The organism is Vibrio sp. L85 (genome assembly GCF_963871815.1).
GTDB classification, from domain to species: domain Bacteria; phylum Pseudomonadota; class Gammaproteobacteria; order Enterobacterales; family Vibrionaceae; genus Vibrio; species Vibrio harveyi.
Window position 1 is genome coordinate 1 of record NZ_CAWMYL010000122.1, and the last position, 24,447, is coordinate 24,447.

At 47.1% G+C, this 24,447-nt stretch carries 23 protein-coding genes; 14 read left to right on the forward strand and 9 right to left on the reverse strand.

All coding sequences use genetic code 11. From position 1 onward, the window contains the following. Positions 1–888: 888 nt before the first annotated feature. The 4 genes from AACR11_RS12950 to hemC are packed head-to-tail and all read right to left on the reverse strand — an operon-like array spanning position 889 to position 4,968. Positions 889–2,070: a heme biosynthesis protein HemY gene (locus tag AACR11_RS12950; protein WP_029789253.1), complete on the reverse strand. Its 1,182-nt coding sequence runs from the start codon at positions 2,068–2,070 to the stop codon at positions 889–891. Next, complete coding sequence (locus AACR11_RS12955) at positions 2,070–3,281, reverse strand: uroporphyrinogen-III C-methyltransferase (RefSeq protein WP_029789252.1); 1,212 nt, start codon at positions 3,279–3,281, stop codon at positions 2,070–2,072. The genes AACR11_RS12950 and AACR11_RS12955 overlap by 1 nt, the downstream gene beginning before the upstream one ends. 17 nt (positions 3,282–3,298) lie before the next feature. Beyond that, positions 3,299–4,027, reverse strand: a complete 729-nt coding sequence (locus tag AACR11_RS12960; protein ID WP_009705176.1) for a uroporphyrinogen-III synthase — start codon at positions 4,025–4,027, stop codon at positions 3,299–3,301. Positions 4,028–4,029: 2 nt separating this feature from the next. Then, positions 4,030–4,968: a hydroxymethylbilane synthase gene (gene hemC, locus AACR11_RS12965; protein ID WP_005438556.1), complete on the reverse strand. Its 939-nt coding sequence runs from the start codon at positions 4,966–4,968 to the stop codon at positions 4,030–4,032. A gap of 348 nt (positions 4,969–5,316) precedes the next feature. Between hemC and AACR11_RS12970 the strand changes: the two genes are divergently transcribed. Further along, positions 5,317–7,845 carry a class I adenylate cyclase gene (locus AACR11_RS12970; RefSeq protein WP_005452031.1) on the forward strand — a complete coding sequence of 843 codons (2,529 nt, stop codon included), beginning with the start codon at positions 5,317–5,319 and terminating at the stop codon, positions 7,843–7,845. A gap of 75 nt (positions 7,846–7,920) precedes the next feature. Here the strand turns inward: AACR11_RS12970 and cyaY are convergent, their stop codons facing one another. Further along, complete coding sequence (cyaY, locus tag AACR11_RS12975) at positions 7,921–8,235, reverse strand: iron donor protein CyaY (RefSeq protein WP_005430390.1); 315 nt, start codon at positions 8,233–8,235, stop codon at positions 7,921–7,923. A 74-nt stretch (positions 8,236–8,309) separates the two neighbouring features. Between cyaY and lptM the strand changes: the two genes are divergently transcribed. The 7 genes from lptM (at position 8,310) to AACR11_RS13010 (ending at position 15,568) form a co-directional block, all read left to right on the forward strand. Beyond that, a complete protein-coding gene (lptM, locus tag AACR11_RS29870; protein ID WP_005533626.1) occupies positions 8,310–8,426 on the forward strand; it encodes an LPS translocon maturation chaperone LptM in 117 nt (38 codons plus the stop codon). A gap of 61 nt (positions 8,427–8,487) precedes the next feature. After that, complete coding sequence (lysA, locus tag AACR11_RS12985) at positions 8,488–9,741, forward strand: diaminopimelate decarboxylase (RefSeq protein WP_005452029.1); 1,254 nt, start codon at positions 8,488–8,490, stop codon at positions 9,739–9,741. A gap of 10 nt (positions 9,742–9,751) precedes the next feature. After that, positions 9,752–10,582: a diaminopimelate epimerase gene (dapF, locus tag AACR11_RS12990; protein ID WP_005430401.1), complete on the forward strand. Its 831-nt coding sequence runs from the start codon at positions 9,752–9,754 to the stop codon at positions 10,580–10,582. A gap of 20 nt (positions 10,583–10,602) precedes the next feature. Beyond that, a complete protein-coding gene (locus AACR11_RS12995; RefSeq protein WP_033001370.1) occupies positions 10,603–11,307 on the forward strand; it encodes a DUF484 family protein in 705 nt (234 codons plus the stop codon). Beyond that, positions 11,273–12,214 (forward strand): tyrosine recombinase XerC, encoded by a 942-nt coding sequence (xerC, locus tag AACR11_RS13000; RefSeq protein ID WP_079324776.1) that lies wholly within the window; start codon positions 11,273–11,275, stop codon positions 12,212–12,214. Before AACR11_RS12995 ends, xerC begins: the two co-directional genes overlap by 35 nt. Before the next feature lie 12 nt (positions 12,215–12,226). Further along, positions 12,227–12,943 carry a 5-amino-6-(5-phospho-D-ribitylamino)uracil phosphatase YigB gene (gene yigB / locus AACR11_RS13005; RefSeq protein ID WP_005430399.1) on the forward strand — a complete coding sequence of 239 codons (717 nt, stop codon included), beginning with the start codon at positions 12,227–12,229 and terminating at the stop codon, positions 12,941–12,943. A 138-nt stretch (positions 12,944–13,081) separates the two neighbouring features. Continuing rightward, on the forward strand, positions 13,082–15,568 hold the full coding sequence (locus AACR11_RS13010; RefSeq protein ID WP_029789250.1) for a bifunctional diguanylate cyclase/phosphodiesterase: 2,487 nt from the start codon (positions 13,082–13,084) through the stop codon (positions 15,566–15,568). A gap of 109 nt (positions 15,569–15,677) precedes the next feature. Here the strand turns inward: AACR11_RS13010 and AACR11_RS13015 are convergent, their stop codons facing one another. Continuing rightward, positions 15,678–16,274, reverse strand: coding sequence for a tRNA-uridine aminocarboxypropyltransferase (locus AACR11_RS13015; RefSeq protein ID WP_029789249.1), 597 nt, complete (start codon positions 16,272–16,274; stop codon positions 15,678–15,680). Beyond that, complete coding sequence (locus tag AACR11_RS13020; RefSeq protein ID WP_079324778.1) at positions 16,274–17,824, reverse strand: COG3650 family protein; 1,551 nt, start codon at positions 17,822–17,824, stop codon at positions 16,274–16,276. The genes AACR11_RS13015 and AACR11_RS13020 overlap by 1 nt, the downstream gene beginning before the upstream one ends. 41 nt (positions 17,825–17,865) lie before the next feature. Here AACR11_RS13020 and AACR11_RS13025 point away from each other — a divergent pair, with 41 nt between their 5' ends. After that, a complete protein-coding gene (locus tag AACR11_RS13025) occupies positions 17,866–18,336 on the forward strand; it encodes an EVE domain-containing protein (protein WP_005452022.1) in 471 nt (156 codons plus the stop codon). A gap of 69 nt (positions 18,337–18,405) precedes the next feature. Here the strand turns inward: AACR11_RS13025 and AACR11_RS13030 are convergent, their stop codons facing one another. Continuing rightward, the gene (locus AACR11_RS13030) at positions 18,406–19,230 is read right to left on the reverse strand and encodes a Cof-type HAD-IIB family hydrolase (RefSeq protein WP_029789248.1); all 825 of its coding nucleotides are present in this window, start codon (positions 19,228–19,230) and stop codon (positions 18,406–18,408) included. Positions 19,231–19,401: 171 nt separating this feature from the next. Next, the gene (locus tag AACR11_RS13035) at positions 19,402–20,391 is read right to left on the reverse strand and encodes an alpha/beta fold hydrolase (RefSeq protein WP_029789247.1); all 990 of its coding nucleotides are present in this window, start codon (positions 20,389–20,391) and stop codon (positions 19,402–19,404) included. A 65-nt stretch (positions 20,392–20,456) separates the two neighbouring features. On the opposite strand from AACR11_RS13035, the gene rhtB reads away from it, so the two are divergent. The 5 genes from rhtB to AACR11_RS13060 all read left to right on the forward strand — a co-directional run bounded on the left by rhtB (position 20,457) and on the right by AACR11_RS13060 (position 24,296). Next, positions 20,457–21,071, forward strand: a complete 615-nt coding sequence (rhtB, locus tag AACR11_RS13040; RefSeq protein ID WP_005452019.1) for a homoserine/homoserine lactone efflux protein — start codon at positions 20,457–20,459, stop codon at positions 21,069–21,071. A 28-nt stretch (positions 21,072–21,099) separates the two neighbouring features. Then, a complete protein-coding gene (locus AACR11_RS13045; RefSeq protein WP_005452018.1) occupies positions 21,100–22,323 on the forward strand; it encodes an EAL and HDOD domain-containing protein in 1,224 nt (407 codons plus the stop codon). A 102-nt stretch (positions 22,324–22,425) separates the two neighbouring features. Next, a complete protein-coding gene (locus AACR11_RS13050) occupies positions 22,426–22,761 on the forward strand; it encodes a metalloregulator ArsR/SmtB family transcription factor (RefSeq protein WP_005452016.1) in 336 nt (111 codons plus the stop codon). 27 nt (positions 22,762–22,788) lie between these two features. After that, positions 22,789–23,790: an ArsJ-associated glyceraldehyde-3-phosphate dehydrogenase gene (locus AACR11_RS13055; protein WP_005430364.1), complete on the forward strand. Its 1,002-nt coding sequence runs from the start codon at positions 22,789–22,791 to the stop codon at positions 23,788–23,790. A gap of 11 nt (positions 23,791–23,801) precedes the next feature. Continuing rightward, positions 23,802–24,296 carry a cyclin-dependent kinase inhibitor 3 family protein gene (locus AACR11_RS13060; RefSeq protein WP_029789246.1) on the forward strand — a complete coding sequence of 165 codons (495 nt, stop codon included), beginning with the start codon at positions 23,802–23,804 and terminating at the stop codon, positions 24,294–24,296. Positions 24,297–24,447: the final 151 nt, after the last annotated feature.

Sequence of the window (24,447 nt, forward strand, 5' to 3'; positions counted from 1 at the left end):
TACGTTAATAGCGTATCTAGGGTTCAAATCCCTATCTCTCCGCCACTATTAAGAAGCCTCGCTAGAAATAGCGAGGCTTTTTTCATTTCTGACGTTTGAGAATTAGACGGGATTTGCATCAAATCTCAAGTCAGTCGCGACTTAGGATTAGTCGTCCTCGAACTCAGTCACTACAAAGAAAGCCTGTTGAGAAAACAACGGGCTTTTGTCGTTTCTTATTCTTGGAAAGTAGCTTTGAGGCGTCTGAATCAACCTCCCAACCGAACACGCTCCAAACTAAGCGCCTTTACTCTTCGTCTATTGAGAAGTCTTGTGCTACGCGTACCTTGAGGCTTTCTGCCATCTTCGCCTCGTAGGGTTATAGAAACTGTCCTCCAGAGAAAGTGATTGAGCTTTCTCCTTGCCATTCCTATCTCTATTGCATCAGCAAAAGAGCGTTTCTACTCGCAGCAGCATTCAATGTGTATTAGCGCTTCTGAGCCTCCTCTGATGATGAATATGACTTTGCTTTAGCTTTTACAACAAACGTTACCCAAGCGCTATATGGGGTTCTCACATCGAATAAGTGCATAACATTACTCCTAGTTACTTCTTTGCCCATCACTACGCTTTACTGTGTTCTGAAGGAGGTTTTCCCTCCTAACCATTTAAAACCAGTCGCTATGTCTTGCAGAAAGTGATCGCGGTTGCTTCACGTGGTTCTTAGTGACACGAAGAAGAGCAGTTTGGAATGAACGACAGAAGCTTTGATGATTATTTCTAATCAGGTGCAGTCAGTAGAGAGAACCCTGCTCTTGGGGGAGTCAGTCGTACGATGATAGGGCAAGAAGAATTGCAGGCAATAAAAAAGCCGACAGTAATCTGTCGGCTTTCTACTTTCGGAACCGCTTAGTTGGTTTGAACTAGCGTTAGCGCTTTACGAGAGACCTCGTGAGCCGCTTTTGTTAGGTTTTGCTTCTCTAGTGTATCGGCTAGGTAAGCATAGTCAGAAACGTCTGAGCGAAGTTTTAGCGCAACCTCAAAGTGCTCTTGCGCTTCTTGCCATTTTTCTTGGCGGAAGAAGAAGTGCGCTAATGCACTTTGCGCCGCTGCGTTTTCTGGTTCACGCTTCAAGACACCTTCCAAGAATACGATGACTGGGTGGCTATCCGGTAAGTTTAGCTCTGGCAGTAACTGGTACAGCTCTGGTGTTGGGCTCTTCTTCAGTGCTTCTTTGATTACTGTGAATGCCTCGTTATCTGCTTTACGTGAGATGAGCTCGTGAGCAAAACAACCGATCAAATGAGCGTCTTGTTTTACCTTACGTGGCAAACCGTTCCAGTGTGAGATAAGACCTTCGCTGCCTTGTTGCTGAGCCACTTCGTGTAGCAAGCCGCATTGTGCTTTCTGAATCAGTTCCGCTTGCTCTTCTTCAGTTACCAGTTTGGCTTTGCTTAACTGAGGCATCAGATCGATCAGCGGTTGCCACAGCTTAAGCTGCATGTAAGTGGTCTTTAGCAGGTTAAGAACAATCGAGTTATTCGCGTACTGACCTTTCAATGCTTGCAGTGTATCGAATGCAGATTCGAATTCGTTATCACGAATGAACTGTTTCGCGCGAGTCAACTCTACCGCTAGGTGCGCGTTTTCTTGCTGGCTTGCCAGTTCTAGGTACTGGTCACGCTTCGCTTTGTCACCTTGACCTTGCGCAGCTTCAGAAGCCACTAAGTAACACAGAAGAGGCATGTCGTGGTGGTTTGCCCAGCGTGTTACTTTCTTCTCTGCGCCTTTCCAGTCACCTTCAAGTAGCTTGATGATGCCTTCGTTGGTGTAGCGACGAGAGCGACGCATTTTGCGCACGCTAAAGTAATTCCATGTGCTTGAGCTTGCGTAAACCACTTTCTTGACCACGTATTCTAAGAAGAACAGTGCCGCCAAGGTCGCAATCACGAAGATCACTAAGGTGGTTACACTCATCTCAATGGTTTTGTTGGCAATAGAGATCAGGACATAACCTTGCTGACCTGAGAATTGAGTGCCAACAAATAAGCCGGCACCAAGAACAACAAATAGGAAAATAAGACGAACCATTACTTATCCTCCGTACCTGTCATTGTGGTCACTTCACGACGTAGGCGCTCCCGAATCACGTCAGAAAGTTGGTTTTGGCTTTCTAGCTTCGCAGGGTATTCAACTTGAATGTCTTGCTTGCTCAGTTGGCTCAGTGTTTTGTTGAATTCTTTCACCGAGTTGTCGTCTTGATTGAAGAATGCCATTGCCCATTTGTCTGCCGTTTCCAAAGAGGTAGTGTAGATTTCACCTTGCTCTTGGTAAACCGCTTTAATTGCCGTCTCTAACTTCGCTTTGATGTTTTCTTTCAAGTAGAAGTGTTGTTGTGGTGACAATAGAGGGATTACGTTGCCGTCACGAGTGCGGAAGGTGATGAAGTTTTCTGAGAAGTCTTTTAATGACGTCATCAGGTTATCTTGCCAGTTTGCAATGTCTTCAGACACTTGTTGTTTCTCTACCGCAGCTGCTTCTGGTAGCAAAGCATTCGCAAGTGGCAGTTTGTCGACTTGCTGCTGTAGCGCTGTGAGGCGCAATACCAAGCCATCACGGTCTACCAAAGGAACAACACGCAGCTTAGTAATGTCATTTGCCATGGCTTTACGCAGACCGACCAAGCTTGGATCGTTCAGCGCAGCGATACGTTGGTCCGCGCTTTCCATCAATTGAGTCGCGCTTTCTACATCGTGCTCTAAGAACAATTTACGACCTGCCAGTTTTACTAGATAGTCAGCTTCTGCCAATAGCCAGTCGTTTGGACGACGACCTTTCACATCAGCGACTGCTAGTTGCAGGCTTTCGATGCTCTTTTGTTGCTGACCCAGTACCACTTCTGCTTTGTGAGTGACAGTGGTCGCTTTTTCAATGGTTTCTTCTTTTACTTGGCTAAGCTCTTGCTTCATTGCTGATTGAGCTTGTTCAAGTTGGCTTTGCAACTGAGCGATCTGAGTTTGGTATTCAGATTGCTGCTCAAGCATTTTGTAAGTAAGACCGCCACCAAAAATCAGTGATAAGACGATAGCGACAGTACCCAGCTTCACGCCGCGTTTACCTTGCTTCTCCTCAAATTCAACTTTGTTTGGTTCTGCAGGTTTGATTGGCTCAGCAGGCTTTGATTCTGCCTTGCTTGGCTCAGATTCCTTCTTAGGCGTGTCTTTTTCAGCTAGCGGTGCCGATGTAGTTTCTTCGGAAAGGTTTTTATCGTTATTCTTTTGGTCGTTATTTTTACTTGTCATGCCTATATCCTGTGTAGCTAGGGCTGGAGAGCAGCCAGTAATTCTTGGTTGGATGCGCTTCCTGTGCACCTGACCTGAGTGAAGCCCCGTTGAATTGCGATGTCAGCGATTCGCTGACTGGGGATATACAACTCTTGTTGATTAAGCCAAGTCAATTGCTCTGACGTCAATTGGCTGCACAAATAATCCAGTTGTTCACCACTGGTGACGATAATCTGGTCGATTTGTTGGGTTTTCCATAGTGAGACACAGCTTACTGGATCGAATGGGATAAATTCTCTCTTATAAGTCTCACTATAGTGAACTTTTGCTCCACGTCTCACCAATGCATCTTTTATCAGTTCTCTACCACCGTTGCCACGGAGGATCAGAACTGTTTGTTTTTCTACATTGTTTAGCTCGGGAAGCTGCAACAAGTGCTCACTATCACTGACTTGTGGATAGTGTACTTTCTGTTGGGTACATTTGCTCAAATAGTGTGCTGTTTTTTGACCAACGGCAAGGTATATAGCCTGCTTAGACCATGATTTAGCGTGGTTCTGCAAGATTTGCTCTGCGCATTGCACCGCATGTTGGCTAACAGCAATGATGATTTGAGCGGTTTCAATGTATTTGGAGAGTTGTGTGTCGCTGAGATCGGCGACGATGTCGATCAGAGGATGATGAATTGCAGTTTTGCCGTGCCTTTCGAGCAGAGAGCAAAGCGCCATGCCTTGCTCTCCCGGACGAGTGACCAACACTGCCATGATTATTCGTGGTCTGCGTACAGTTTGGTTAGGATGTCGCGCGCACCGTTTTCAAGTAGCTCGTTAGCCAGTTGAACACCGAGTGCTTCGGCATCATTGCGGTGACCGCGAATTTCACCACGCACAATTAGGCTGCCGTCTGGTTCACCAACCAGTGCGCGTAGCCAGATGTTGTCACCATCAAGCAGTGAGTAACTGCCGATTGGCACCTGACAACCGCCTTCAAGGGTGAGGTTCATCGCGCGCTCACAGCGTACGCGATCTGCTGTGTCTTGGTGGTTTAGTGGCTCAAGCAGTTTAAGTAGACGCTCGTCATCCACACGGCACTCAATACCCACCGCACCTTGACCTACTGCTGGTAGTGATTGCTCTGGCTCGATAAAGCTACGGATGCGCTCTTCTAGCTCAAGGCGTTTCAGACCTGCCGCTGCAAGAATGATTGCATCGTATTCACCTGCATCTAGCTTACCTAGACGAGTACCTACGTTGCCACGCAACTCTTTGATAACTAAGTCTGGGCGGTATTCTTTTAACTGACACTGACGACGCAGGCTACAAGTACCTACAACTGCGCCTTGTGGCAGTTCATCAATGTTGTTGTAAGTGTTAGAAACGAATGCATCACGTGGGTCTTCACGTTCACAAATCGTCACCAAGCCAAGACCTTCAGGGAAGTCTACTGGAACATCTTTCATTGAGTGCACCGCAAGGTCCGCACGACCTTCAAGCATTGCCACTTCTAGCTCTTTCACAAACAAGCCTTTACCACCGACTTTGGCTAGCGGTGTATCCAAAATGATGTCGCCTTTGGTCACCATAGTAACCAGCTCAACTTCCAGACCTGGATGAGCGGCTTGAAGTGCGTCTTTTACATAGTGAGCTTGCCATAGGGCAAGAGGGCTTTTTCGAGTTGCAATGCGAATTGGCGTAGATTGTGTCATGGTCTTCTCAATGCTGTTTTAGTTTTGCCTAATCCTACCACTCAACGCGTGAAAGTCTTAATGTTAGTTAGGCTTCTCTTGGTGTCATGAATCGAATTACATGACGTTATGAAAATAGTGTGACTGGATTCTCATTTAGGCTAAGGACTATTATTAGTTATAGGTGAATACAAGCGACACTACTGCGCTATCGATTTTTGCGACTAGTGTGGGGTTTTCAGACCACAACTATTTGCGGGTGGAAATCTTTACCAACCCTGATGAAAGTGTTAAATTGATCACGTTTTTACACCATTTTGGTTTAAAACATCAGCAGATTTTCGTGATTGTTCAACCAAGGAACTTCCCTTGCAGGCTTACACCCAAAAACTTATTCAGCGATTAGATAACCTGAACCAGCAACGGATCGACCGTGCGCTGGCGCTTATGGATTCGCAAAGCCAGCAAGTCTTCCACTTGATTCCTGCCTTGTTGAACTACAACCATCCTGTTATTCCCGGCTACTACGATGCAGACGTACCTTATGGTGTGTTTGGTCTAGAGCTGAACGATCTCCAGCAACAATTCCTTGATGATACCCAACTGACAATCGGTCAACCGCTTAAGACAGCAGAGCAACCTGCGATCTTAGGTTTGTATACCATGGGCAGTACCTCTTCTATTGGTCAAAGTACTTCAAGTGATTTGGATATTTGGGTGTGTATCTCACCGGAGATGGATAACGACCAACGTGAACTGCTGACCAACAAATGCTTGCTGATCACCGATTGGGCACAAAGCCAAGGTGTAGAAGCGAACTTCTTCTTAATGGATGAAGAGCGTTTTCGTAGCAACCGTTCTGAAGAGATGACCGGCGATAACTGTGGTTCTTCTCAGCATCTATTACTGCTGGATGAATTCTACCGTTCTGCGGTTCGTCTGGCAGGACAGCGTTTGTTGTGGCAAATCGTGCCACCAGAAATGGAAGAGTGTTACGACGAGTACGTTGCACAGCTTTGTAAAGATGGCTACATCAACTGTGATGAGTGGATCAACTTTGGTCAGCTTAACCGCATTCCTGCTGAAGAGTATTTCGGCTCGAACTTGTGGCAGCTGTACAAGAGTATCGATTCCCCTTACAAATCCGTGTTGAAAGCGATCTTGCTTGAAGCTTACTCGTGGGAATACCCGCACACACAACTTCTCAGTATCGACACCAAACGTCGCTTCTTTGCCCACGAGCCTGACTTGTACGGCATGGATGCGTACTACTTGATGCTAGAGAAAGTAACGCGTTACCTAGAGCGAATCCAAGACGACACACGTTTGGATTTAGTTCGTCGCTGTTTCTACCTTAAAACCCATGAAAAACTGTCTCGTGAACCTGATGTAGGCTCTGTAGCTTGGCGTCGTGAAGCCTTGAGCGACATGATTGCGAAATGGGATTGGGATGAAGTGGTATTGGCAGAGCTCGACGATCGCCGTAACTGGAAAGTAGAACAAGTGAAAGTGGTGCACCATGCACTGTTGGATGCTTTGATGCAAAGCTACCGTAACTTGATTCAGTTTGCGCGTCGTAACGACATTACTTCAGCGATCAGTCCGCAAGACATCAGTATTCTTGCTCGTAAGCTGTACGCGGCATTCGAAGTGCTGCCGGGTAAAGTTACTTTGCTTAACCCTCAGATCTCGCCAGATTTGCACGAACCCGACTTGAGCTTCATTGAAGTAAAAGAGGGTGGGGTGAACAAATCAGGTTGGTACTTGTACAAGCAACCACTGATTGCGCACCGTATTCTTGGTCAGCCTTGTCTTGAGCATCATGAGTACTTGAGTAAGTTGGTTTCTTGGGCGTTCTTCAACGGTTTGATTACCGAGTCAACGCGTTTGCACGCGGTGGTGCGTGAGGCGCAGTTAGACATCGATAAGTTCTACCAAATGGTAAGTGACTTACGTAACACCTTCTCGTTACGTAAACGTCGCCCAACCATGCAAGCGCTGGGTAGCCCGTGTGAAATTAGTCAGATGGCGATGTTCATCAACTTTGAAAATGACCCGACGGCAGAGTTGTCTGGTCGCTCACTCAAAGTGGATGTGAAAAATACCGATATCTTCAGCTTTGGTCCTGAGCAAATTAACTTGGTCGGCAGTGTCGATTTGGTTTATCGCAACTCATGGCACGAAGTGCGTACCCTGCACTTCAAAGGTGAAACCGCGATGTTGGATGCATTGAAGACCATTCTTGGCAAAATGCACCAAGATGCGATTCCGCCAGAGTCGGTGGATGTATTCTGCTACGCGAAGAACATGCGTGGCGTGATGCGCAATATGGTGTATCAGCTATTGGCAGAGTGTATCGACTTACGTTTGAAGCCGGTTGAGCAAGAGAAACGCCGTCGCTTTAAAGCCATGCGTCTCGCTAACCAAACTTACGGTCTGTTCTTTGAGCGTCGTGGTGTATCGGTTCAGAAGCTAGAAAACTCGGTCGATTTCTACCGCAGCATTTCAACCAACAAGCTGAAAGGTTCGCCGCTGTTGATGCTGGATCGTGAACAAGAGTACCAACTACCAGAAGTAGTGGATGGCTTTGCCAGTGAAGGTTTGGTGCAGTTCTTCTTTGAAGATACTGACGATGGTTTCAATATCTATGTATTGGATGAGTCAAACCAAGTTGAGGTTTACCATCAATTCAGTGGCTCTAAAGATGAAATGATTGCGTCAGTGAACAGCTTCTACACCTCGGTGAAAGACGACAGTCGTGTATCGTCGAAGTTTATTAACTTTAACTTGCCGCAGTACTACCAAATTATTCATCCGGAAGAAGGGAATACCTACATTATCCCTTACCGCAATGATGGCTGTACGCCGACTCGCCCAACCAAAGCGGTTAATGCGTAAAACGAACAACAAAAAAGAGCACCTTGGTGCTCTTTTGTCGTTTAGGTGACTGGTCGCCACGAAGACCCATTTGGCTTATGCCCAATCGATCGTTTCACCAGCGTGTTTTTCACATTCTTCTTTCACCATTGCAAACAGTTCCATGCCCGTTTTAGAGCAAGTCCATTTGTTATCGACTAGCTTAAAGTGGAAGCCACCAGACTTCGATGCTAACCAGATCTCATGCATTGGCTCTTGGCGGTTAATGATGATTTGGCTGCGGTCTTCAAACTCTAATGTCATTACGTTGCCAGTGACTTCGTAATCAATGTCTGCACCTGAATCATCGATGGATTCTTCGATGAGTTGCATCTGCGCATCCACCAGTTGATGAAATTCAGTATCGTTCATCCGTCTATCCTATTGCTTTTCCTGAGTGTGGTGCGATTATAGGGGGCATTGGTTTAATAATCACGATATGCAAAATGAAAAAATTACTTACGGTGTTGTTTGTGATGGTTGCAGCGACCCTTGCTGGTTGTGGTCAATCAGGTTCACTTTATATCCCAGATGACGCTCAACAAAACGAGCAGTCACAATAATCAGCCACACCTTCGGGTGAAAACAGGGTTTAGCAGTCGAATTAATTAAGGGAAGCAAATTTTGGATTACTTCAACTATCAGGATGATGGCCAGCTTTGGGCCGAAGACGTCTCACTCCAAGCTCTCGCCGAGCAACATGGCACTCCTCTTTATGTTTACTCACGAGCAACGCTAGAGCGTCACTGGAATGCGTTTGATAGCGCTGTGGGTCAGCATCCTCATCTTGTTTGTTACGCAGTAAAAGCAAACTCTAATCTTGGCGTATTGAATGCACTGGCTCGTTTGGGTTCAGGTTTCGATATTGTATCGGGTGGTGAGCTTGAACGCGTTATCGCGGCTGGCGGTGATGCGAAGAAGGTGGTGTTCTCGGGTGTTGGTAAAACGCCAGCAGAGATGAAACGCGCACTGGAGCTGGGCATCAAATGCTTCAACGTGGAATCAGAACCTGAACTTGAGCGCTTGAACAAAGTCGCAGGTGAGTTAGGTGTGGTTGCACCGATTTCTCTACGAATTAACCCTGACGTAGACGCAAAAACACACCCTTATATCTCGACTGGTCTGCGCGACAACAAGTTTGGTATCGCTTTTGACCGTGCTCCGGCAGTATATAAATTTGCTCAGAGCCTACCAAATCTCAACGTGCAAGGTATCGACTGCCACATTGGTTCTCAGTTGACTGAGATTGAACCGTTCATCGACGCGACAGATCGCCTCTTGGCTCTGATTGATGATCTGAAAGCACAAGGCATCAACATCCGTCATCTGGACGTTGGTGGTGGTCTGGGTGTGGTATATCGTGATGAATTGCCACCACAGCCTTCTGATTACGCGAAAGCACTGTTAGGTCGTCTTGAGAACCATCAAGATCTTGAACTGATTTTCGAACCAGGTCGTGCAATTGCAGCTAACGCTGGTATCTTGTTGACGCGTGTGGAATTCCTAAAACACACTGAGCACAAAAACTTTGCGATTATCGATGCCGCGATGAACGACTTAATGCGTCCTGCGCTGTATCAAGCATGGCAAGATATTGTCCCAGTTTCACCACGCGAAGGTGAAGCACAGACTTACGACTTAGTCGGACCTATCTGTGAAACGGGCGATTTCTTGGGCAAAGATCGAGCACTAGTACTGCAAGAAGGTGATCTACTCGCGGTTCGCTCTGCTGGCGCCTATGGTTTTGTGATGTCTTCGAACTACAATACTCGTACCCGAGCGGCGGAAGTGATGGTGGATGGCAACCAAAGCCACCTTGTTCGCCAGCGTGAGGAGCTGACCAGTTTGTGGCAGCTGGAACAGATTCTACCGGAGTAACACACAACAAATGCATTTCCACTTTTCCAAAATGCACGGTTTGGGCAACGACTTTATGGTCGTCGACTGCATTACCCAGAACGTGTTTTTCTCGCAAGATTTGATCCGTCGTTTGGCGGATCGTCACACGGGCGTCGGTTTTGACCAATTGCTCGTGGTTGAAGCGCCTTATGATCCAGAAACCGATTTCCACTACCGCATTTTTAATGCCGATGGTAGTGAAGTTGAGCAGTGTGGTAATGGCGCTCGCTGTTTCGCGCGTTTCGTCCGTTTGAAAGGTTTGACTAATAAGTACAGCATCAGCGTTAGCACCAAGAAAGGTAAGATGATTCTTGATGTTGAAGATGATGGTGAAGTCACGGTGAACATGGGCGTACCTGAATTCGAGCCGAACAAGATCCCTTTCAAAGCGAAGCAGAAAGAGAAAACCTACATCATGCGTGCAGGCGATAAGACCCTGTTCTGTGGCGCAGTGAGCATGGGTAACCCGCACGTGGTGACTGTGGTCGACGATGTGGATACGGCAGAAGTGGAAACACTCGGACCGCTATTAGAATCACACGAACGCTTCCCTGAGCGTGTGAACGCGGGCTTTATGCAAGTTGTGAATCGCAATCACATCCGCCTACGCGTGTATGAGCGTGGTGCGGGTGAAACACAAGCTTGCGGCAGCGGTGCCTGTGGCGCAGTTGCGGTGGGCATCCTGCAAGGTCTATTGGATGAAAACGTGAAAGTTTCACTTCCTGGTGGTGACCTACGCATATCTTGGCAAGGTCCAGGCAAACCATTGTTTATGACCGGTCCAGCAACTCACGTATTTGATGGTCAATTGTCGTGCTAGTTGAAGAACAAGAAAACCAAATCCCAGAAGTTGAAGCGGATGCGCTGACCGCAGAAGTCGTTGCTCAGTATTTAAAAGATCATCCTGACTTCTTCGTTCAACGCCCAGAATTGGTTGATCGCCTTTCTATGCCTCATGCAGATTTAGGCACGGTCTCGTTAGTTCACATTCAAATGAACCGCCAACGTCAACGAATTGAAGAGCTAGAAGAAGAGATCACCACACTGATGTCTTTAGCGGCGAACAATGATCGCACCTTCTACGAGTTCATGGATCTGCAAGGACAAATCCTTAAGTGCGGCGACTTTAAGCAAGTCATCAACGCCATTGAGCTGAAAGCCAAAGACCTTGGCTTGAAGGCGTATGTGCGTCTATTGAGCCAGTGTGATGCTGCGACTCAATTGAGTAAGGAAAGCTACCAACGTTTTGCTACCAACCACTTAAATGGCAAAGAGGCGTATTTAGGTCGTCTGCGTAAAGTGGATCGCGAAGCGTTGTTTGGAGATATGGACGTTCCAGAAATGGGTTCCTATGTGGTGTTACCGCTTGTGAAAAAGCAGACGCTTGGCGTACTGGCGTTTTCTAGCGAAGATGGCGGTCATTTCCAACCAGATATGGATACCTTGTTTTTGCGTCACCTATCCTTAGTAGTGGCACATCTCGCTCAAACATTGGTATGGCAAAGTCACGATGACGACAACTCCCAACACTCCTCTGCCAAATAGTCTTCAAAAGCCTCTTGAACGCTTCTACGAATTCCTGCGAAGCGAAAAGGGGCTTAGCCTGCACACCCAACGCAACTACAAACAACAATTGGAAACCATGGCTCACCACTTGGCTGAGATGGGGTTGAAAGATTGGTCTCAAGTCGATGCTGGTTGGGTTCGTCAATTGGCAGGTAAAGGCATTCGTGAAGGCATGAAAGCCAGCAGCTTAGCGACGCGCTTATCTTCTCTACGCAGCTTTTTCGATTTCCTGATCCTACGTGGAGAAATGTCAGCTAACCCAGCCAAAGGGGTTTCGGCGCCACGTAAGAAACGTCCACTACCAAAGAACCTCGATGTGGATGAAGTAAACCAATTGCTCGAAGTGAACGAGGACGACCCGTTAGCGGTACGCGATCGTGCCATGATGGAGCTAATGTACGGCGCTGGTCTGCGTTTGGCAGAACTGGTGAGCGTAGACGTGCGTGATGTTCAGCTGCGCAGTGGCGAATTACGAGTGATTGGTAAAGGCGATAAAGAACGTAAAGTGCCATTCTCTGGTATGGCAACCGAATGGGTTGGCAAGTGGCTGCGTGTGCGTGGTGATCTAGCCGCGCCGGGTGAACCGGCACTGTTTGTTTCTAAGCTGGGTACACGAATCTCACATCGCAGTGTGCAAAAGCGTATGGCGGAATGGGGGCAGAAACAGTCGGTAGCGAGCCATATCAGCCCGCACAAACTGCGTCACTCGTTTGCGACGCACATGTTGGAATCGAGCAATAACTTACGTGCGGTGCAAGAGCTATTGGGGCACGAAAACATTTCCACTACCCAAATCTACACCCACTTGGATTTCCAACATTTAGCACAAGCTTATGATCAGGCGCATCCAAGAGCCCGTAAGAGAAACGACGATAAGTCGGACTAACCAAGGAATCTCATGAAATTTTACCGCCGTATTGCGCCTGTAAAGGCGATGACGTTTGACCTTGATGACACCCTCTATGATAACTATCCAGTGATAGTTCGTATGGAGCGTGAGTTGTTGTCTTGGCTTAAACTCCATCATCCGGCGGTCGCTCACATGGATAAAGCCGATTGGTTTGCACTCAAGCAACGTGTCGTGCAGCAACAACCTGAGCTGAAGAGTGACGTCACTTTGTGGCGCTTAGTACAACTTAAGCAAGCCTTCTCTCAAGTTGGATACGATAACGAAGCGGCGCATACCGCTGCGCAAGCCGCAGTCGAGGTTGCTTTAGACTGGCGTAACCGTTTTGAAGTACCACAGCAAAGCCTCGATGTACTTGCTGAACTCGGGCAAGAAATCCCGCTGGTAGCAATCACTAACGGTAATGTGGATTTAGATCGAATTGGTCTTACGCCTTATTTCCAGCAAGTGCTGAAAGCAGGACCGGATGGCAGCGCGAAACCTGCGCCGGATATGTTCACCAAAGCGCAGCAGTTTCTGGATTTGCCTAGTGAGCACATTCTTCATGTTGGCGATCATCTGGTGACGGATGTTCAAGGTGCAAAACTCGCGAGTTTTGCCGCATGCTGGTTTAATGACATGAATAAAAATGTCATTACTCAGGCAAAAACGCGAACGTTACCTGACATTGAAATCAATAACTTGCAGTCGTTACTCGCGCTTTTGTAATCACTTTCGCATTAATCCATTCAATCTTCATTCTGGCTCTAGAAAAGCCGCCTAAAGCCACGTAAATTACTCTCATCAAAGTAAAATAATAAGACCACTTTCATGTGGTGTGGCTTGATGACGGCAGTGGTAGGGTAAATGCGAGCATTCTCTCAACTGGTTCAAAATGTGGATCAGCTTAATGACTTTTTAGTCACTTCTCAGTGTTGTGCAGATAAACGTTATCTGGTGCAACTCTTATCCACCCAATCACGCGACTCCGCCGTCTCGCTCGCACGGGCAATACTCGAAAGATTACCCAACACGCATATCATCGGTCACAGCACCCGTCACGTTATCTTGGAAGGTGAAATCATCAACCATGGCTGCTTAGTGTGTGTGATGGAGTTTGAACAAACCACGCTCACGTCTGCGGTACAACATTATTCCTTCTCGCCAGATATCGATGGCTACGATCTCAAGCAAGCTTTACAACTGCAAGATAACTCCAAAGCCATTATTAGCTTTTCTGTCCAAATCGAACGCCGTGATTATCCGGTGTATCGCGTATTTGATGCCGACGGTCCGAAGGTTTCTGGCGGTTTGGCTCAAACCATCGATGACGGTTGTTGGGTTCTGCATCAAGACCAAGTTTATGATGAAGCGGTTGTCGCGGTTGCCTTGCACAGCAATACTTTGAAAACATGGACGAGCGCGTATTCTGAGTGGAACCCGATTGGTATGCCGCATAAGGTTACTCACGCCAAAGGGACGCGCTTGTATCGCTTGGGCGAGCGTAAAGCGTTGGAAGTGTACAAACATTACCTTGCTGACGGGCACGACCTATCGCTCAATCAACTGCTGAATTTCCCACTTTATCGAGAATCCATTGGGCGAAAAGAGGTGTGTGCCGTGACGGAAATCCATCCCGACGGCAGCATGAGCTTCGACCGTCCTTGGTGTTTGGGTGATGAAGTTCAGTTCTGTTACAACCATCCTTCGTTAACGCTTGAGCAAGTTCGCCATGGGGTGGTGGAGCTTTCCATGCATCAACCTGAAGCAGTGATGATTTATAACTGCGCATCGCGACTTGATTTTATTGATAGCAGTGATGAAGTTCGCGCCTTCACGGACATTTCCCACACGTCGGGCAGTTACTGCATGGGTGAGTTGTACGGGGAGAATCACCAACAAGAAATTCTGCACCATAGCCTGACTTACTTGGCGATGCGTGAAGGGGATGAAGTTACTGCGCTTAACATGCCACAGCAAGAAGTGAGCACTTCTATCTCTCCCTTGTTTAGCCTGATCCGCAATGCGATTGGCGATCTAAATAACATGAACGCTCATATGGGGTATCAACTCGATCGCCAAGCGAAAAAGCTAGAACAGAGCTTCCGCCGAGATAGCCGCACAGGATTACAAAATCGTGTTGCGCTGCAAGAGCGTTTGATCAGCATTGATACCGATGAGCATTTACTGACGCTCAAACTGCTTAACTTTAGCCATATCAACGAAAAGTACGGTTATCGCGTTGGCGACCAACTGCTGAAAGACTTGTCGATGCACTTTAGTAATCGCCTGCGTAAACGGCTTGGTAAACCTGCCGCGCTGCAACTTTATAGCATTGGTGTCGGTGAGTGGGCGTTCTTATTCAAAGCTGATGGAAGCAGTGAAATGATTAAGCAACACTTTACTCGCTTTGCTGATGCGGTTGAGCAAACCAACTTTGAACCAAGTGGCTTACGAGATATTGATTACCTTTCGATTTCATTGTGCGGTGGCTTAGTTAGCCGTCGTGATTTTCCAACCGCATCGCCGGATGAATTGCTCCTCAAAGGCATTGAAGCGAGAAGAGCAGGGGTGCGAAGTAATACTCATATCTGTAATGCCAAAGACATTGAGGTCAATGAAGATGTGCGAAAAGAGCAGTTGGGTTGGTTGAGCTGTGTGAGCCGCGCCATTCTCAAGCAGAACATCATTACCTACAGTCAGCCAATTGTGCACGCTTACAACCATCGTCCCGCGAGCCAAGAGTGTTTGGTGCGCATCATGGAAGAGGATGGCAGCATCATTGCGCCGGGGCGTTTCTTACCTATCATTTCTGATACGCATTTGTACACGCGTTTGAGCCGTCACATGATCCGTTCCACGTTGAATTACATGAAGGACAAACAAGGCGACTTCTCAATTAATTTGTCACCTCAGGATTTACTCAGCGATAAAACCTTGATGTTGCTTGAACATGCTATTACTCAGCTGAACGACCCAAGACGGATTGGTTTAGAAGTCTTGGAGTCGGAGCAAATCAAAGACTACGGGCGAATGATTGAGGTGTGCAGTCACTTTAGAAGCCTAGGTGCACGCATCATTGTGGATGATTTTGGTTCGGGTTACTCCAATATTGATGAGATCCTCAAGTTAGAGCCAGAAGTGATTAAGCTCGATGGCAGTTTGATTCGCTACATCGATAAAGACCAAAAGCAGCGCAAGATTGCCTCGCAGTTGGTGCGTTTGTGTCAGGTATTTAATGCTAAGACCGTCGCGGAGTTCGTGCACAACAAAGAGGTGTGCGATATTGCTCAGGACATGGGGGTGGACTATCTGCAAGGTTATTACTTAGGTGAACCGACACGTTTGTTTTAATGTAGCTTTGCTCTAATTGAGCTTAAGAGCTCTAACAGTTGTTTCACGTGAAACAGCATTCAATAAAAAACGCAGCGTTAGAGCTGCGTTTTTTTGATTCTTAAGAATGTTAGGCTTTGAACTCGTGACCACTTTTCTCGGCTTGGAAACGAGGAAGGTATTGCTCGAAGAAGTCCTGCATCTGTTGCTGGTTTTGCTCTTCACCAAGTTGTCCGAGCAATTGAGCTGCCACTTCAAAGGTACATAAGTTGCCTTCTTGTTGGTTGCGACGCAGTTGATACTGGGAATCGGCTTGAGTGGTTAAGCCCATCATCGCGACGCCCTTTAGCCAACGGCTTTTGTTGATCATCTTGCGCGCCTCTTGCCAAGTTGCATCAAGAATGATGTACAACGGTTGTCTATCTTGCTCGGTACTTTGTTGCTGCACTTGTTCAAGCGTCAGGCTCTCTTCACTTGGGAAAAGTAGTACTGGCAGTAGGCTTGGATTAGCTAACGTTTCTAATAGCTCCGCTGGTGGCGTTTTACGATCCCAAACGACTTGAGTGACATTCAGTTGGCACTGAGCGAGCAGTTTGCCAGTGTTGGTATCGCGCGTCAGTTCATTGGGGTGCATCAACAGCATCAGCGTATGTTCACTGTTTAACTTAGGCAGCAATGAACAGATGCAGTTGAACTGGAAGCCACAATGTGGACAAGGCTGCGCCATTACAAGCGCACTCCATCACGAACAGGGCTGATACCATCTGAGAACAGACGCACGCCGCTGACTTGCTCTTTGCTCGCTTTTGGCGCCAAGCTTGGGTTGATTGGGTAGCTCACGCCTGTGTATTGCATCACGTGTTGTCCCGGTGTTGCACCACCGCCGCTGACATTGAAAATCAGGTCACGCCAGCCGTGTGAGGTTTGTTGACCAAGCATAATTGGGCTTTGCACTAGCGTCATACGGCTATTGAAACGCCACTCTTTCTCGTGGTTTTCGAATATCAGCAGAGTACAACCGCCAGAGCCACACCAATCAAGTTGCACCAGTAATTCTTCATCACCATCGCCATTCAGATCATAGGTCAGCCAACGGTATTGGTTATTGCTTGGGTTGGTTTGATTAATGAAAAAGTAGTTTCGCACCGCCGCATCCACTTTTGAATTAAATTCGGCACTGGATGGCACATCAGCTGCACCAATTGGATCGTTGTTGCGCTCGGCTGCTGGTTGTTCTGTGCCAGAGTTACGCACTGTTGCTGGGTATAGCACTAAACCGCCATCGGCAATGAGATAAACCAAATTGCCCACTTTCTCTTTGACTGCTTTCAGCTGGTTGCCTTCGCGAGTGAATAGGCGCTCAGTCATTAAGCGTTGTTGCTGGTGATGAGTCATCAATACTTGGACTTGCGATGGACTCAATTGTTGCCAGTAGCCGCGTTCAACCAATGGCGGTTGTCCGTCTGAATAGCTGTATTTGGTGATGGCACTGTGGTCGCTGTTGAGTGTCATTTGCACTTCGAAGCCTTGTGACTGGGTCGACGTCGCGACGTAAGTGTTCACCCATTCTAATGTTGAATCTACGTTGGCTGTCATACCACAGCCTTGATAGGTTTTATCGCCATGCTCTAGTGTTGCTTTCCAGCCGTAGAGAGAGTTGCTCATGGTGTCTGAACACAAGTTCTCGGTCATGCGCAGTTCACCGTCATCCAACTGGTAAGTACGCTGACGAGGTTGCAGTTTGCTGCTTTTAATCTCGAGTGTTTGTGTCGACTTGCCCATTTGCTGGAACTTGAGCGTATTGCCTTCAAAGTTGGCAGCCCACGAAGGTTCATTACCAAATACGCGAGTGGGTTTACTGGTTTGTTTGCAGCGATGCGGATTTTCTGTGGTGAGGAAGTTCACCTGCTCAACCACAAAGTTAGCATCGAAATCTGCAGAGAAACCGTCGATGCCCGGCGGGTTGAGATGACCAATCACTTCACCATACATGGTTTGATAAGGTTCATTGGTGATGGCTACTGCACGTTGGATTTGTTGCGGTGACAGTTGCAGCCAGTATTGTTTGTCGCTGCCACAAGGTGTGATGTACTGGCTTTCATGCCCAATCACTACTTCACCACGCAGCATAAAGGTTTGAGGTAAGATGGTTTCCGGCTTATCTAAGGATGCAGGCGGAGTGGTTGGGGTGTCTGCATCGGACTGCTGCGGTTGCATGCTACATGCTTGCAGGACCAGCAGTGTGGCTAATGCCACTGGGTTTTTCAAAGCCTTCATGTTATATCTTCCTCATTACTTAATCTGCATCGGATGGCATTATGGCATATTGGTTATTTAAAACAGAACCAGATACCTTTTCTATTGACACGCTTCGAACCCAAAAGGTTTCATGTTGGGAGGGAGTTCGTAATTATCAGGCGCGTAATATGATGCGTGACCAAGTCAAATTGGGTGATTTGGTGCTGATTTACCATTCCTCTTGCAAGAACGTGGGTGTGGCTGGTATTGCCAAAGTGACTCGTGAAGCGTACCCCGATCACTTCCAGTTTGACCTTGAGAGCGATTATTACGACCCGAAATCCGACCCAGAAAATCCGCGTTGGATTATGGTGGATATTGAGTTTGTGCGTAAGACTGAACGCTTGATTCCGTTGTCGGTCATGAAGGCGATGCCAGAACTAGAAAACATGCCATTGGTGAAACGCGGCAATCGCTTATCGATCATGCCTGTGAGCGAAGAAGAGTGGCAAGCAATCCTCGGTAAAGAGAAGTTGCCGAGTCAGCGATAAAAGAAAAGGGCTGCATAGTGCAGCCCTTTGTGATTTTGCCGATAACCTGTTGTTGATAGCCAATACAGGTTATAGCAGATGATCTTGTAGGTAGTGTGCAACCGCATCGTCAACGTTGCTGCCGATTACTTCATTGTTTGGTAGTGCTTTCATCACTTTCTCGTGAGATGTGCCCATCACCAATCCTTTACCCGCCATGGATAGCATTTCTACGTCGTTCATGCCATCACCAAAGGCGATGGTGTTTTCCAATGTTAGCCCAATAGACTCCGCGACTGCCTTCAACGCATCACCTTTAGACACACCAGCGCTCATCACTTCCAAACACCAAGGTGTTGAGAATGCGATGTTTAGTCGATCGCCAAATTGCTCACGTAACTTAGTCTCGAAGGTCACAAGATGGTCGTGATCTTTTGCTGGGTGAGTGAAGAAGATTTTCGCAATGCCATCAGTTGGTGCGTTGTCTTGATCGTACAACTTATAAGTGAACTCTTCATGGAATTCGCGTAACTCATCGTCATCTTTGTTCAACAACCAGTCGTCGTTTTGATACATGTGGATAAGTATTTCAGGATCCGTTTTGATCGTGTCGATCACTGATTGAACCAAATCTTCAGGTACGTTCTGGCTGTACATCTCTTGATCATTCTGGTCGTGCACACGTGCTCCGTTCGAAGTAATCATATAAGCCGGAATACCTACCGTGCGACGAATGCTTGCGACGTCTACGTGGTGGCGACCCGTTGCAAAGACAAATGTGTAGCCTTGTTCATGCAGCGCTTTGAGCGTCTCTTTCGAGTAAGCGCTTAGCTGGTGGTTTGGTGCGAGTAAAGTGCCATCCAGATCTGAGGCAACGATTTTAGTGATCTCTTTGCAAGGTAGCGGTGTGCTCATGAAGCCCTCGTAAACGGTTCGGATAGAGTAGAACAGGTTGATTGCACACGGAGCGCAGTAGATTGACTAGATCGTACTGCTCCGAGTGCGGGGAACATGATGAAGTCTACGCCAAAATAAGGAGGAAAAAGAGGGTAAATCGCTGAGCTCGTATTTCCTCTTTAATCTGATTTATTGGTTGTGCTCACGCATGAAGGCAAAAACCGCATCAAGTGCTTGGTTGCGATACTGGTCTTTTTCAAACAAGATTTCGTGCTCTGCGCCAGCAATAGAAACTAGGCTGGCATTGGGGTTAGTCTTACTTAGCTTATCGATAAAGCGTTGCTGCGCGGCGTTACTCACGATGCGATCGTTACCTGATTGAACCAATAAAACCGGAACTTTAATTTGGCGTGTTAGCAAAATACATTGCTTGGCTGCCATCAAGCCTTGCCATACCCAGCGTGTGCTTGGACCGCCCACTTGTAGCTCTGGTTTATCGCGGTATAAACCACGGAACCAGTGATAACGATCGTAGCTTTGGCTAAGTGGGTTATCTTCAAACGGTTTTGGGTAGTATTCCTTATGACCTGGCGCATAGCTTGGTTGCGGGGAAACCGCTGCAAGGATTTGCGTGACTGGAATCGCGATAGGGCTGAGATACCAAGGAAGGTTGATACCAAACATCGGAGCACTCAGAATCAAACCGTCAAAGTTGTGGTCTGGGTGAGTTTGCAGGTAACGTGTTGCAATTGCACCGCCCATCGAGTGGGAAATGACAAAGCGCTGCTGGTATCCACTCAAATTGAGTTGCTGCAGTACCAATTCCATATCGTCAATATAATCATTAAAGTCATAGACGTGACCCATGTCTGAGTCTGGTAGCAGACGATCTGATAAACCTTGTCCTCGGTGGTCAAACGAATACACGTCATAACCTTGTCGATATAGGTCGTAGAACAGTTCTTGGTATTTCCAGGAGGCTTCAATGCGACCGTTGACGATCAGTACGGCTTTGGTGTGTTCGGGATTGGTGAGTTTGCACCAGTAGATTTTCTTTTTCTCTGTCCCTTTTACAAAGCCTTCTTGGCGTTCTTGCCAAAGTGCTGCGATCGGACCACCTATTGCTTGCTCAAATAAGGTCTCTTGAGTATAAGTCAAAGGTGAATGGTTAATAGCCATTAGTCGATTACCTGAAGATACGTTGTTTACGCGATGTATCATCGAAGAATTATTGAGGAAATGCAATGGATACCCATGTTTGGTTAGCCTATGTGGTAACTGCAATCGTTTTTAGTCTGGCTCCGGGATCTGGCACCGTCAACTCAATCAGTAATGGTTTGAGTTACGGCACGCGCAAGTCATTGGGTGCTATCGTTGGTTTACAGATTGGTTTGGCAATTCATATTGCTTTGGTTGGCGCTGGCATTGGTGCTTTAGTCGCGCAATCGGCAACGGCATTTACTGTGATCAAATGGGTTGGTGCAGCTTACCTTGTGTGGCTCGGCATTCAAAAGTGGCGTGATACATCCGGCTTGGTTGCGACCGAAAGTCACCAAACCATGTCAGGTACTTCTCTGTTGTACAAAGCCATTCTTATCAACCTGACTAACCCGAAATCGATCGTATTCTTGGTGGCACTGTTTCCACAATTTATCGATCCAGCGAAAGATCAACTAACTCAGCTGTTGGTATTGGGCGTGACGACGGTGACCATTGACGCGTTTGTGATGCTGGGCTACACCAGTTTGGCCGCACAAATGGGACGCTTTATTCGCTCAGATAAGATCATGGGCAAAATTAATAAAGTATTCGGTTCAATGTTCATGGGATGTGGTGCATTATTAGCGGCAGCTAAGTAACAAGTTATAAAAAGCACAATAATTTCGAATGAAAAACGCATATGTCGCCCGCCAGCCAATCTTTAACCGTAAAAGACAGACGCTGGGATATGAGTTGTTGTTCCGTGATGGTGAAAGTAATGCCTATCCTGCGCACATCGATTCAAACAGGGCGACATACCGATTGATAGTAGAGAACTTTCTCTCTGTCGGAACCAATCCTCTGATTGCATCTTCACGATGCTTCATCAATTTTCCTCACCAAAGTTTGCTGCGTCGGCTGCCAAGAAGCTTGCCGAAAAACAAAATCGTGGTTGAGGTACTCGAAACCTGCCAACCAACCGATGAGCTGCTTGAAGCCATTCGCGAACTGTACCGTGAAGGCTATTTGATCGCGCTTGATGACTTCACGTTGACTGATGAATGGCGCCGGTTCTTACCGTATGTCCATATCGTGAAACTCGATATCATGGCGATGGGGCTAAAAAAGGCATGCGACTTAGTTAAGAAGCACACTAAAAAGCGCACCAAATACCATTTCTTAGCTGAGCGAGTAGAAACCGAAGCTGAGTTTGAAGCGACCAAAGAGGCAGGCTTTAAATTCTTCCAAGGCTACTTCTTCAGCAAGCCTGAAGTGATGCAGACTAAATACGTGAGTCCCGAGCAAGTGTTGGCGCTCAAGCTATTTCGAGAAGTGTGTGTCCCCGATCCAGACTTTGACCGGATTGAAAACATCATTACTCAAGATGTCACGCTGTCGTACAAGTTACTGCGTTTTGTGAATACACAATCGACCACGTTAGAAGTGACCATCACTTCATTCCGCCAAGCTTTGATTTACCTTGGGCAAGAGAAGCTCAAAATGTTTGTCTCACTGGTGGTTGCGTCATATATCTCCGGGCAGAAGCCGCGCGAGTTGTACAACTTATCTTTGCAACGCGCTCAATTCTGCGAAGCTATGTCGCGCTATCAACCTTTTGCACATCTCAACGAGCAGGGTTTTATGGTTGGCTTGTTATCGATTCTCGACGCCATGCTTGATTTGTCTGTGGAATCTTTAGTGGGACAGCTGCCTTTAAGTCCTTCCGTGCAGCAAGCCTTGTTGCATCGCCAAGGTGAATACGGCGCGTTGCTGGCAATTGAGGAGTGCTACGAACGTGCCGATTGGGCAGGCGTTGAGCAATTCTCCCAGCAACTCGGACTTTCTGTGGATGATGTTAAGTCTGAACTTGGCGAAGCCGTTCGCTGGAGCCAGACCTTTTCTGGCGCCTAATCTGATCAAATATTAAACTTTTATTACAGTCGAGCACGATCGCTTGACGTTATTCTATTTTTAAATAACTATATACGCATATCCATATATAGGTATGTAGGTATGCTTCCACATCAGTTTTTCAAACTTCTTTCCGACGAGACTCGTGTGCGTTGCTTAATGCTGGTGGTTCGTGAAGGGGAAACTTGTGTTGGTGATTTAGCCCATGCGCTACAACAAAGCCAACCAAAGATTTCTCGCCATCTGGCTCAGCTAAGATCAAATGGTATTTTGGTTGATAAACGTCAGGGGCAATGGGTGTACTACGAGCTGTCAGATCAATTACCGGGATGGATGCAAAAATTGATTGATGACTTGGTAGCCTCGAACTGCTTGAAGCAAGAGTACCAAGAAGATATTTCACGTTTGCACGACAAAGCTCGCGCAGCGTGCTGTTAACCAGCGAAAGCTTAAAGGTAGAAGATTATGACGATTAAAGTAGGTATTAACGGTTTCGGTCGAATTGGTCGTTTGGCATTACGCGCAGCGTTTGATTGGCCAGAACTAGAGTTCGTACACATCAACGATGTAGCGGGTGATGCGGCGACTCTGGGTCACTTACTTGAGTTCGATTCAGTTCAAGGTCGTTGGAACCATGCAGTGCAAGTTGAAGGCACAGACATGGTGATCAACGGTAAGCGCATCACGACTTCACAAGAGCGTGATATCGATGCTGTGAACTGGGGTCAATGTGATGTTGTGATTGAAGCAACGGGCGTTCATCGCAAAACCTCATTCCTAAACAAATACCTAGAGCAAGGCGTAAAACGTGTTGTTGTTAGCGCACCAGTAAAAGAAGACGGCGTAGCTAACATCGTAGTGGGTGTGAACGACCACATCTTCGACCCTGCGCAGCACCGCATCGTAACCGCAGCGTCTTGTACAACGAACTGTATTGCACCTGTTGTGAAAGTGATTCACGAAAAACTGGGCATTGAACAATCGTCATTCACAACGATTCACGATTTAACTAACACACAAACGATTCTGGATGCGCCGCACAAAGACCTACGTCGTGCACGTGCGTGTGGCATGAGCCTAATCCCAACCACAACGGGCAGTGCAAAAGCGATTGTTGAAATCTTCCCTGAGTTGAAAGACAAGATTAACGGTCACGCGGTTCGTGTTCCTCTAGCAAACGCCTCACTCACTGACATTATTTTTGATGTGAAACGTGATACCACAGCAGAAGAGGTTAACGCATTACTGAAAGAAGCTTCTGAAGGCGAGCTAAAAGGCATCCTTGGCTTTGAAGAGCGCCCATTGGTTTCTATTGATTACAAAGGCGACCAACGTTCAACGATCGTTGATGCGCAATCAACCATGGTAGTAGGTTCTCGTATGGTGAAGATTTACGCTTGGTACGATAACGAAATGGGTTACGCGACGCGTACTGCAGAATTGGTTCGTAACGTTGGTATGGCATAAGGAGCTTTAAGATGTCTCATCCTACATGGCAATTAGATTTAGAAGCGGGCGCGTTGGTACTGACTCCATGTCCAGGCACCAAAGGTGTTGAACTGCAAGCTTCGCTAGAGCAGCTAAAAGCGCAAGGCGTAGAAGCAATTGTTACTGCCCTTGATGATGTTGAATTAGCGTCTAAAGACGTGTCTGCGTTGGGCGAATTAACCCAACAGTTGGGCATGAAATGGTTCCAAATTGAGATTGAAGATGACTGTGCTCCGGGCGAAGAGTTCGCTGCTAAATGGTCACAAGCGAGTCCTGAACTGCACGCGATTCTAGCTCAAGATGGCAAGGTTGCAATGCACTGCATGGGTGGCTCTGGTCGCACAGGTTTGTTCGCTGCACACCTATTGCTAGAGAAAGATTGGGCGCTAGAAGACATCGTGCGTGAAGTGCAAGCGCTACGTCCTGGTGCTTTCACAAAGCCTGTACAAGTTGAGTACATCGAGCGTGTAGCTCAAAACGCTTGATCAGCTTATAGGGCTTTTGGTACATCATGATCCAAAAGCTCTCTTTATGCCGTAATGGCTTACCAATTTATGTGATTCTTGTTTATTGGTTTTGTATTTAACCTATTGTTTTTTAATGAATAATATTTAGATATCTCATCAGTTCTTGTTT

What these genes read in the sequence shown, in the direction of transcription:
- AACR11_RS13010 (WP_029789250.1), top strand. Translation starts at nt 13,082, where the DNA reads ATGCGAGCATTCTCTCAACTGGTTCAAAATGTGGATCAGCTTAATGAC.
- xerC (WP_079324776.1), top strand. Translation starts at nt 11,273, where the DNA reads ATGACGACAACTCCCAACACTCCTCTGCCAAATAGTCTTCAAAAGCCT.
- AACR11_RS13050 (WP_005452016.1), top strand. Translation starts at nt 22,426, where the DNA reads ATGCTTCCACATCAGTTTTTCAAACTTCTTTCCGACGAGACTCGTGTG.
- AACR11_RS12955 (WP_029789252.1), bottom strand. Translation starts at nt 3,281, where the DNA reads ATGACAAGTAAAAATAACGACCAAAAGAATAACGATAAAAACCTTTCC.
- lptM (WP_005533626.1), top strand. Translation starts at nt 8,310, where the DNA reads ATGAAAAAATTACTTACGGTGTTGTTTGTGATGGTTGCAGCGACCCTT.
- AACR11_RS12960 (WP_009705176.1), bottom strand. Translation starts at nt 4,027, where the DNA reads ATGGCAGTGTTGGTCACTCGTCCGGGAGAGCAAGGCATGGCGCTTTGC.
- AACR11_RS13020 (WP_079324778.1), bottom strand. Translation starts at nt 17,824, where the DNA reads ATGAAGGCTTTGAAAAACCCAGTGGCATTAGCCACACTGCTGGTCCTG.
- AACR11_RS13025 (WP_005452022.1), top strand. Translation starts at nt 17,866, where the DNA reads ATGGCATATTGGTTATTTAAAACAGAACCAGATACCTTTTCTATTGAC.
- AACR11_RS13030 (WP_029789248.1), bottom strand. Translation starts at nt 19,230, where the DNA reads ATGAGCACACCGCTACCTTGCAAAGAGATCACTAAAATCGTTGCCTCA.
- rhtB (WP_005452019.1), top strand. Translation starts at nt 20,457, where the DNA reads ATGGATACCCATGTTTGGTTAGCCTATGTGGTAACTGCAATCGTTTTT.
- cyaY (WP_005430390.1), bottom strand. Translation starts at nt 8,235, where the DNA reads ATGAACGATACTGAATTTCATCAACTGGTGGATGCGCAGATGCAACTC.
- hemC (WP_005438556.1), bottom strand. Translation starts at nt 4,968, where the DNA reads ATGACACAATCTACGCCAATTCGCATTGCAACTCGAAAAAGCCCTCTT.
- AACR11_RS13055 (WP_005430364.1), top strand. Translation starts at nt 22,789, where the DNA reads ATGACGATTAAAGTAGGTATTAACGGTTTCGGTCGAATTGGTCGTTTG.
- AACR11_RS13045 (WP_005452018.1), top strand. Translation starts at nt 21,100, where the DNA reads ATGAAAAACGCATATGTCGCCCGCCAGCCAATCTTTAACCGTAAAAGA.
- AACR11_RS13015 (WP_029789249.1), bottom strand. Translation starts at nt 16,274, where the DNA reads ATGGCGCAGCCTTGTCCACATTGTGGCTTCCAGTTCAACTGCATCTGT.
- AACR11_RS13035 (WP_029789247.1), bottom strand. Translation starts at nt 20,391, where the DNA reads ATGGCTATTAACCATTCACCTTTGACTTATACTCAAGAGACCTTATTT.
- AACR11_RS12950 (WP_029789253.1), bottom strand. Translation starts at nt 2,070, where the DNA reads ATGGTTCGTCTTATTTTCCTATTTGTTGTTCTTGGTGCCGGCTTATTT.
- AACR11_RS13060 (WP_029789246.1), top strand. Translation starts at nt 23,802, where the DNA reads ATGTCTCATCCTACATGGCAATTAGATTTAGAAGCGGGCGCGTTGGTA.
- dapF (WP_005430401.1), top strand. Translation starts at nt 9,752, where the DNA reads ATGCATTTCCACTTTTCCAAAATGCACGGTTTGGGCAACGACTTTATG.
- yigB (WP_005430399.1), top strand. Translation starts at nt 12,227, where the DNA reads ATGAAATTTTACCGCCGTATTGCGCCTGTAAAGGCGATGACGTTTGAC.